The sequence below is a fragment of the Actinomycetota bacterium genome (assembly GCA_005888325.1).
In the GTDB taxonomy this organism is placed as follows: Bacteria; Actinomycetota; Acidimicrobiia; order Acidimicrobiales; family AC-14; genus AC-14.
Map to the genome: position 1 here is coordinate 1 of VAWU01000036.1, position 6,839 is coordinate 6,839.

Sequence of the window (6,839 nt, forward strand, 5' to 3'; positions counted from 1 at the left end):
CCCCGTGCAGGAGCCGTTGGGGCCGATCGTGAACGTCGTATTGCCGGTCACGTCCCCGAGCGAGTTCCCGGCCGCGTCGAAGCCCTGCGCCGTGTAGGCCCGCGACCCGCCGGCAGCGATCGTCGTCGACGCCGGGCTGATCACGATGTGATCAAGGGCGCTGGCGGTGACCTGCAGTGACGCCGTGCCGGTCTTGCCGCCGTCGTTGCCGGTCACCGTGTGCGCCCCGGCGACGGTCGCGGTGCAGGTGGCGCCCGTGCAGGAGCCGTTGGGGCCGATCGTGAACGTCGTGTTGGCCGTCACGTCCCCGAGCGAGTTGTCGTACTGATCGCGCCCCTGGGCGGTGTAGGTCCGGGAGCCGCCGGAGCCGATCGTCGCCGACGCAGGTGAGAGCGCCAGGTGGTGCAGCGGCCCAGGGTTGACGGTCAGGGTGGCGTTACTCGTCTGGCCGCCGCTGCTGCCGGTGACCGTGTGCGAACCCGCCTGCGTGGCGGTGCAGGTGTTGCCGGTGCACGACCCGTCAGGGGAGATCGTGAACGTGGTCGAGCCGGTGACGTCGCCCAGGGAGTTGTTGGACGCGTCGAACGCCTGCGCCGTATAGGTCTGGGAGCCGCCGGCGGTGATCGACGCCGAGGCAGGGCTGATGACGATGTGATCCACAGCCGCCGACGACACGGTCAGGGTCGCCGTGCCGGTGGCGCCGACGGCGGTGCCGGTGACGGTGTGCACGCCGTCGACCGAGGCGGTGCAGGTGGCGACGAGGCAGGAGCCGTCGAGGTCGATCGTGAACGTGGTGTTGGCGGTGACGTCGCCCAGCAAGTTGTCGTACTGGTCGCGGCCCTCGGTGGTGTAGGTCTGCGAGGCGCCGGGGGCGATCACCGCCGACGACGGCGACAGCACGAGGTGGTCGAGCGGGCCCGCCGTCACGTTCAGCTCCGCGGTGCTCGTCTTGCCCACGCCGGTGCCGGTTACCGTGTGAGCGCCGGCCCTGGTCGCCGTGCACACGTTCGCGCTGCACGAACCGTCGGGAGCGATCGTGAAGCTCGTCGACCCGGTGACGTCGCCGACGGAGTTGCCCGAGGGGTCGAAGGCCTCCGCGGTATAGGTCTGCGAGTCGCCGGCGGCGATAGTGGCCGGCTCGGGGCTGATCACAATGTGGTCGATCGCCGCCGCCTCCGTCACCTGCAACGTCGCGGTGCCGGTGATCTCGCCCACCGTCGCCGTGACGGTGTGGGTGCCGTCCACCGACGCGGTGCAGGTTGTGTCGGTGCACGAGCCGTCGGGGTCGATCGTGAACGTGGTGATCGCGCTCTGGTCTCCCAGCCGGTTGTCGTACTGGTCGCGGCCGTACGCCGTGTACGTCTGCGAGCCGCCGGGCACGATCGTCGCCGACGCCGGCACCAGCACCAGATGGTCGAGAGCGCCGGCGTTGACCGTGAGAGCGGCGGAGCTCGTCTCGCCGTTGTTGATCGCCGTCACCGTGTGCGCGCCGGCGGTGGTGGCGGTGCAGATGTTGCCGGTGCAGGAGCCGTCGGGGCTGATGGTGAAGGTGGTGCCGAGGGTGAAGTCGCCCAGCGAGTTGCCCGCGGCGTCGAAGCCCTCGGCGGTGTAGGTCTGCGAGCCACCGGCGCTGATCGTGGCCGAGCCGGGGCTGATCACGATGTGGTCGAGGGTGCCGCTCGTGACCTGCAGGGTGGCGGTGCCCGTCTTGCCGAACTGGGTAGCGGTGACGGTGTGCGTCCCGGCGGTCGAGGCGGTGCACGTGGCACCGGTGCAGGAGCCGCCGGTGATGGTGAAGGTGACGTCGCCGGTGATGTCTCCCAGCGAGTTGTTGTACTGGTCGCGGCCCTCGGCGGTGTAGGTCTGCGAGCCGCCGCTCGCGATCGTGGCCGTGGCCGGGCTCAAGAGAATGTGGTCGAGGGCGCCGCCGGTGACGGTCACCGTGGCGGTGTCGGTGGCAGCGCCGGCGTGGCCGGTGACGGTGTGGGCGCCGGCGGTGGTGGCGGTGCAGCTATTGCCGGTGCAGCTGCCGTCGGGGCCGATTGAGAAGGTGGTGTTGGCGGTGACGTCGCCGATCGGGTTGTTGGCGGCGTCGTAGCCGTGGGCGGCATAGGTCTGGGCGGCTCCGGCGGTGATGGTGGCGGTGGTGGGGCTGATGACGATCCGGGCGATGGGCGCGTTGGCGGTCACCTGCAGCGAGGCCGTGCCCGTGACGGCACCGGCGGTGCCGGTGACGGTGTGGGGGCCTGCCAGGGTGGCGGTGCAGGAGGCGCCGGCGCAGGAGCCATCCGGGCTGATCGTGAACGTGGTGTTCGAGGTCAGGTCGCCCAGCGGGTTGTCGGAGGCGTCCCGGCCCTGGGCGGTGTAGGCCTGGCCGCTACCGGCGGCGATCGTGGCCGAGGCCGGCGTCAACGCCAGGTGGTCGAGCGGGCCGGCGGTGACCGTCAGCGAGCCGGTGCTGGTCTGGCCGCTGTTGACGGCAGTGACGGTGTGACCCCCCACCCTGGTGGCGGTGCACACGTTGGCGGTGCAGGAGCCGTCGGGGCCGATCGAGAAGCTGGTGCTGGAGGTGACATCGCCGATCAGGTTGCCCGCCGAATCGAAGCTCTGGGCGGTGTAGGCCTGGCTGCCGCCCGCGGTGATCGTCGCCGTGATCGGGCTGATGACGATGTGGTTGCTGCTGCCGGCCAGCACCTGCACGGTGGCGGTGCCGGTCTTGCCCGACTTGGTACCGGTCACGGTGTGGGCGCCGGCCTTGGAGGCGGTGCAGGTGGCGCTGGTGCACGACCCGTTGGGGCTGATCGTGAACGTGGTGGTCGCGGTCACGTCCCCGATCGAGTTGTTGTACTGGTCGCGCCCGTCGGCGGTGTAGGCGACGCTGCCCCGGGAGGTGATCGTGGCCGAGGCCGGCGACAGCGCCAGGTGATCGAGCGCCGCCGGGGCCACGGTCAGCGTCGTGCTCCCGCTCACCCCGGCCACCGTCGCGGTCACCGTGTGCGGGCCGGCCCTGGTCGCGGTGCAGGCGTTGCCCGTGCACGACCCATCCGCGGTGATCGCGAAGGTGCTCGAGGCGGTGGCGTTGCCAATGTCGTTCCCCGCCGCGTCGTACGCCTCGACGGTGAACGACAGCGACCCGCCGGCGGTTAGGGTCGCGCCCGCCGGGCTCACGGCTATATGGTCGACCGCCGGCGTGTGGTACTCGAGGGCGCCCCGGTCGTCGTAGGTGCGCACCCCCGCCCCGGTGTTCACGGTCACCGGGTCGTCCACCCGCGCGTACCCCTCCATATCGACCGCCGTCTGGGCGGGGGCGGCGGCGTTGGCGGAGTCGATCGCCGGCGAGCCGGCGGTCAGGTGGAAGTCGTTTGCGGCCGGGTTATTCCAGCGGGGGGCGGCCGCGATCCCGTGCGCCTCCTGCCCGGTGGCGGCCTGGAAGGCCGCCAGGGAGGTGTAGCTGCTGCTTCCCCAGATAAACAGCATGTCCGGGGTGGTCAGGTACACCTGGTCGTAGTCGACCGTGGTCCCGGTGGTGGAGCCCACGTCAACCCGGATGTCGCTGTGGGTGCGGGGGCTGGCGATCCCGTTGTCGACGCTGATGTTGTCGCTGATCGTCCCGGTTGAGGTGCCCTCGAAGTTGATCCCCGCGGTCACGCTCTTGTACAGCGTGTTCCCGGTCACCGTCGTCCGGAACGACGACGCCGTCACATCCACCCCATGGTCGCCGTTGTTGGTGAACAGGTTGTCCACCACCAGGTTGTCGGTCGACTTGTCCAGATCCATTCCCGAGTCCTCGTTGTCATGGCTCCAGTTGGAGCTGATCGTGTTGCCCGACGAGGTATGGATCCGGATCCCTGATGCCGCCCGCTGATACCCAAACGCATTCCGGAAACAGTTGTTGCCCCGGACGATGTCCCGGGTCGACCCCACGTCGATATAGATCCCGTAGGCCGTGTTGTGATCGACCGTGTTCTGCTCCACGATCGAGTCCGACACGGTCACGAACCGGATCCCCCGCGCCGCCCCACTCGGCGTCGGCTGGCCGCTGTAGCTCACGTGATTCCCCGACACCAACACGTTGGACGCGTTCTGAACCACGACCCCGTCCCCGCTCGTCTGCGTCACCGCAAACCCCTGGATCGTCACGTAGCTCCCCGACACCACGAACCCGTCCGTTCCCCCCATAACCGTCGGCGTCGTCCCCGGCGCCACCGTGAACACGATGCGCGCCGTCGCCGTCCCCGACGCCGTAACGGTCACCACCTCCGGGTACGACGTCCCCCCCACCACCACCGTCTGCCCCGCACTCACCCGCGACGCCGCCGCCCCAATCGAGCAAAACGGCTGCGTCGCCGACCCACTGCCCGTGTTCGAACACGACGGATTCATGTTGTCGACGTACAACGACGGCGGCGGGGTAGCGTTGGCACCCGGCAAAAACGCGAGCGGGTAGATGGCGGCTCCGACGCACGCGACCAACAGACGAGCGATCGCACGCCGGCATGGCCGTATTCGCATGCGAGCGACGGACACGCCGCTATGGGCGCTCCTCGTTGTATCTCTCGCTGCGCTCCCAGCCCCGTTTTCGGTGCCGGAGTGAACGAGGTACGGCACCAATCCCGCCACCAGTGTTCCAGAATCCCTCGACTAGACCGACCCGTCCACGCACCGAAAGAACAGGGGCGCACGAAGCAGCCCTAGCCGATCGGTGGGGTGAAGGGCGCCAATATTCGTGTCGTGTCTCGGGCGGCGGCTCGGTGGTACTCGTAGATCAGGCCGCCGAGCAGGTCGCGGAAGTCGATCTCACGGGTAGTCGGTGTGGGTAAGTGTTGGCTGTGGAACGTGCTGAGCCTCAGACCGCCGGACGCGACGGCGCGCCGCCTCCGACTCGTCTTGCTCATCCGCACCCAGCATCGCACGCCGCAACCGCCTCGGCGGACTCATGCACGAGCACGGCCGCGTGAACCGACTTTGCGCACCCCCATAGGCATAGACTCGCTGCATGAGCCTTATGGACAGGATCCGCAAGTTGTTCGGGGGCGGGAAGAAGAAGTCCTAGACGGCTTCCGCGCCCGAAAAGGCGTAGGACGTTCGGACTGGCCCTGCCGCCAGGATTCCGGCCGAAAGCCCCCAGCCCGCCGAACGCACCCTCGGGCGCGCGCGCTCTGCAGCTACGTGGCGCGAGGCTGCTCGCGGCGGCGTCGGCGACGCTCGCAGCACGGCGAGCGCCGGTGGCCAGGAGCGCTCTGGATCTCCGGCTCTCGCGACGGAGTTCATCGGTGACTACGACAGCGTTGTTGCGACCGACAACGCAGGCTACGCCGCGTGGACCGAGGTCCAGAGCGCGGAACCCTGCGACGCGGTCAACACCTACCGCACGGTCGTGCAGAAGTTCCGGAGCGCTCCTCCTCCGGACATCGCCGCGCGCTGTCCTCCGGCGTTCGGGAACGCCGACCTTGCCGGCGACGTCCTGCCCCGAAGAAGGGCTAACGCGGTCAGTCGGTGACGCCGGCGCCCCATACACACGCGCGCACACGCACACACAGTGGTTCAGAGCCCGAAGATGCCATGGCTGAAGCCCCGCGCGTGGGCCCTGACGATCGTGTCGACGACCCGCTCCATCGCGATGTCCATCTCCTCACCGAGGATCGCGTAGGCGTTTCGGAACTTTGTCGTAGTTCTCTTGTCCTTGTCGGGCAGCGCAAGGCCCTGCCAGATCGAAATCGCCTTGAGCTGCGCGAACCGTTTCTGCACGGCCGAGGGCAGCTCGGCGAGCGGTTTGCACCCGTCCGGGGCGGTCGGACCGACGTAGCTCTTGGCGAAGTCGCTGCCGACGTACTTCTGCAGAGCAGCGATGCGTGACGCCGACCGATCGCCCGCGCCGAGGCTGAGGTAGTCCGCAATGGCGTGGTCGAACGAGTACCAGCAGGTGTAGAGGCGGGGGAAGTAGACGAGGATGCGCGAGCGGGCGTCGGCGCGGTCGATGAACCACGTGGCCCTGAGGCCTTGGTAGACGTTGCCGTGGCTCTCGCCCGGCTGCCCGCCCGCCGCGAGCAGCTGACCGTCTGCCAGCGAGAGTCCGTGGCTCACGGCGGCGGTCCCGGACGTCGAGATCTGCTCAAGGAGGCTCTGCTTGAGGTCGCGCTCATTCTGGGTGTCCTGCCACTGGCGCGTGAGCTCCGGAATCACGAGCGCGCTGAATGCAGCCGCGAGAATCGCGATCACGAGCGGCTGGCTGAGAAACCGGCCCACCCGCGCCAAGAACTCCTCCACGTTCATCCGAGCCTAGGGCGTCGGTCGGACGGTCAACACCGCCGAAGCGGCTGAATCGCTGGTCGTTCCCCCGTCGGCGGCGCCGACGAGCGGCACAGCCGAGCTTTTCGAAGATCGCGCGCGGCACCGAGCGGTCCCCCGGCCTCCTCGCGGCGGCCGAGCGCGACGAGGCAGCGACCCCGGTCGAGCAGCGCGAACGCCTCCTCGACCCACGTCGCCGTAGGCGCGCCACCGGTTCGAGAGCTCCGTGTACGCGCCGAGCGCGCCGTCGAGGTCGCCCTTCGCCTCCTCCAAGAGGGTGTGGGGTGATGCTCCTATAGATGTCAAGCGGCCCGGGCGAGCTTCCCTTCGTTGTTCTGCGTGAGCGCTGCGTAGACCTCGCGGGCGAGGTAGCGTTTCAGGCAGCGGATGATCTCGCGTTTGCTCTTGCCCTCGCTGGTGCGCCGTTCGACGTAGTCCTTGGTGGCTTGGTGGTAGCGCAGGCGGACGAGCACGATCCGGTGGAGCGCGGCGTTGGCTTGGCGGTTGCCGCCTCGGTTGAGCCGGTGGCGGTTCGTCTTGCCGGAGCAGGC

Annotated in this window: 3 protein-coding genes; all 3 read right to left on the minus strand. The window is 69.1% G+C overall.

From position 1 onward, the window contains the following. The coding region (locus E6G06_14165; protein ID TML89627.1) for a hypothetical protein at positions 1 to 4,305 on the minus strand (4,305 nt) is incomplete at its 3' end. Between the two features lie 1,239 nt (positions 4,306 to 5,544). After that, a complete protein-coding gene (locus tag E6G06_14170; GenBank protein TML89628.1) occupies positions 5,545 to 6,267 on the minus strand; it encodes a hypothetical protein in 723 nt (240 codons plus the stop codon). Positions 6,268 to 6,590: 323 nt separating this feature from the next. Beyond that, positions 6,591 to 6,839 (minus strand): IS110 family transposase (locus tag E6G06_14175; protein ID TML89629.1); only part of this gene is annotated, 249 nt, incomplete at its 5' end.